1 protein-coding gene is annotated in these 2603 nt (G+C 76.3%); it reads right to left on the bottom strand.

What is annotated here, in order from left to right; translation table 11 throughout:
* Window positions 1–2603 (bottom strand): hypothetical protein (locus tag ACZY1I_RS32100; RefSeq protein ID WP_463761687.1); only part of this gene is annotated, 2603 nt, incomplete at both ends.

The following is a 2603-nucleotide window of genomic DNA, read 5'->3' as shown; positions in this document are numbered from 1 at the left end:
CCGGCGGTGGCCGCGCCACCGTTGCCATTGGCGCCCGCGTTCGCCCCGACACCGCCGGCTGCGCCGCCGTTGCCGCCCTTGCCGCCGTCGGCGCCATTACCACCGGCACCACCATCGCCACCGGCGTAGCCCGCGTTGCTGTTGAGTCCGCCCACACCGTTGGAGCCGGCCGCACCCGTCCCGCCCTTGCCTGCGATGCCGGCCGCGCCACCGTTACCGGCCGCGCCACCGTCACCGGCCTTGCCGGCGATATCGCCGGTACCTGCGGCACCGCCCTTACCGCCCGCGCCGCCATCAGCGCCGGCACCCGCGTTACCACCGGCTTGGCCGTTACCACCGGCACCGACGGTGGAGACCCCGTTGCTGCCGTCGACGCCGCTGCCGCCCTTACCGCCCTCGGCGCCCTTACCGCCGGCGCCGCCGTCACCGGCTTTGGTTCCCAGACCACTGGCGTTACCACCAGCCCCACCGTCGCCACCCTTACCGCCCGCGGTGCCATTGGTACCGCTCTCACCCGCGTTGACGCCGCTGGTGCCGGCTGTGCCGGCCAGGCCGTTTCCGCCCGCGCCGCCGGCCGCGCCGTTGGCGCCGAGACCGTTGGCGGCGGTGGTGCCGCTGCCACCCGTACCGGCACCGCCTGCGCCGCCGGTACCGATCGCTCCGGCGCTGCCGCCGAGGCCGCCTGCGCCGCCGTCGATGAAGCCGTTGATGCCGTCGGCACCCCGGCCGCCGGTGCCGGCGGTGCCGGCGTTGCCGCCGAGACCGCCGTCGCCGCCCTTAGCGTCAGCACCCGCGAGACCACCAGTGCCCCCGGTACCCGCGGCGCCACCGGTTCCGCCGGTACCGCCCGCGCCACCCTTACCGCCGGCACCGCCATCGCCGCCAGCTACACCCGCACCCGCGTTGAGGCCCGCCACACCAGCCGCGCCATCAACACCGGCGCCACCGTTACCCGCCACGCCGCCGATACCGCCGGCGCTGGCTGCGCCGCCATTGCCGTTGGCGCCGGCGTTCGCGCCGATACCGCCGGCCGCACCGCCGTTGCCACCATTGCCGCCGCTGGCGCCGTTACCGCCGGCGCCACCATCGCCACCGGAGTACCCGGCACCGCCGTTGACACCCGCGAGACCGCTAGCACCGGTGGCGCCTAGGCCGCCCTTGCCCGCAATACCGGCAGCGCCACCGCTGCCGGCTGCACCACCGTCACCAGCCTTGCCGGCGATATCGCCGCTGCCGGCCGCACCGCCGTTGCCGCCCGCGCCGCCATCAGCGCCGGCACCGGCGTTGCCACCGGCTTCCCCGACGCCACCCTTGCCGGTGGTGAAGACACCGTTGCTGCCGTCGACGCCGCTGCCGCCCTTACCGCCCTCGGCGCCCTTACCGCCGGCGCCGCCGTCACCGGCTTTGGTTCCCAGACCACTGGCGTTACCACCGGCACCGCCGTCGCCACCCTTACCGCCCGCGGTGCCACTGGTGCCACTGTCGCCTGCGCTGAGACCGTTGGTACCTGCCACCCCGGCCAGGCCGTTACCGCCCGCGCCGCCGGCGCCGCCGTTCGCGCCGAGACCGTTGGCGGCGGTGGTGCCGGTGCCGCCTGCGCCAACACCGCCAGCGCCACCGGTCCCGATCGCTCCGGCGTTACCACCCAGGCCGCCCGCCCCGCCATCAATCGCGCCGGTGACGCCGTCGGCGCCCCGGCCACCGACTCCGGCGGTGCCGGCGTTGCCACCGAGCCCACCGTCGCCGCCCTTAGCGTCAGCACCCGCAGTGCCGCTGGTTCCACCGGTGCCTGCGGCACCGCCGGTGCCTCCGGTCCCGCCTGCGCCACCTTTACCGCCGGCGCCACCATCGCCGCCGGCCACACCCGCACCCGCGTTGAGGCCCGCCACCCCGGCGGCGCCATCAACACCCGCGCCGCCCTTGCCGGCCGCACCGCCGACACCACCTGCGCTGGCCGTGCCACCGTTGCCGTTGGCGCCGGCGTTCGCACTGAGACCGCCGGCCGCGCCGCCGTTGCCACCGTTGCCGCCGCTGGCGCCGTTACCCCCGGCGCCGCCGTCGCCACCGAGATAGCCGTCGCCGCCGTTGACACCGGCGAGACCGGCGGCGCCGGTGGCGCCTAGGCCGCCCTTGCCAGCGGTACCGGCAGCGCCACCGTTACCGGCCGCACCACCGTCACCAGCTTTGCCGGCGATGTCGCCGATGCTGCCTGCGGCGCCGCCCTTACCGCCCGCACCGCCATCAGCGCCGGCGCCGGCGTTACCGCCGGCTTGGCCGTTGCCACCCGCACCGACGGTCGCGATGCCGTTGCTGCCGTCGACGCCGCTGCCGCCCTTACCGCCCTCGCCACCCTTACCACCAGCGCCGCCGTCACCGGCTTTGGTTCCGAGACCACTGGCGTTACCACCCGCACCGCCGTCGCCACCCTTACCGCCCGCGGTGCCGCTGGTACCGCTCTCACCCGCGCTGACGCCATTGGTGCCTGCCGTGCCGGCCAAGCCGTTGCCGCCGGCGCCGCCCGCGCCGCCGTTGGCGCCGAGACCGTTGGCCGCGCTGGTGCCAGTGCCACCCGCGCCCGCGCCGCCGGCCCCACCGGTACCGAT

The organism is Mycobacterium sp. IDUB_37 (assembly GCF_055419245.1).
This window is presented reverse-complemented; position numbering and strand designations above follow the sequence as displayed.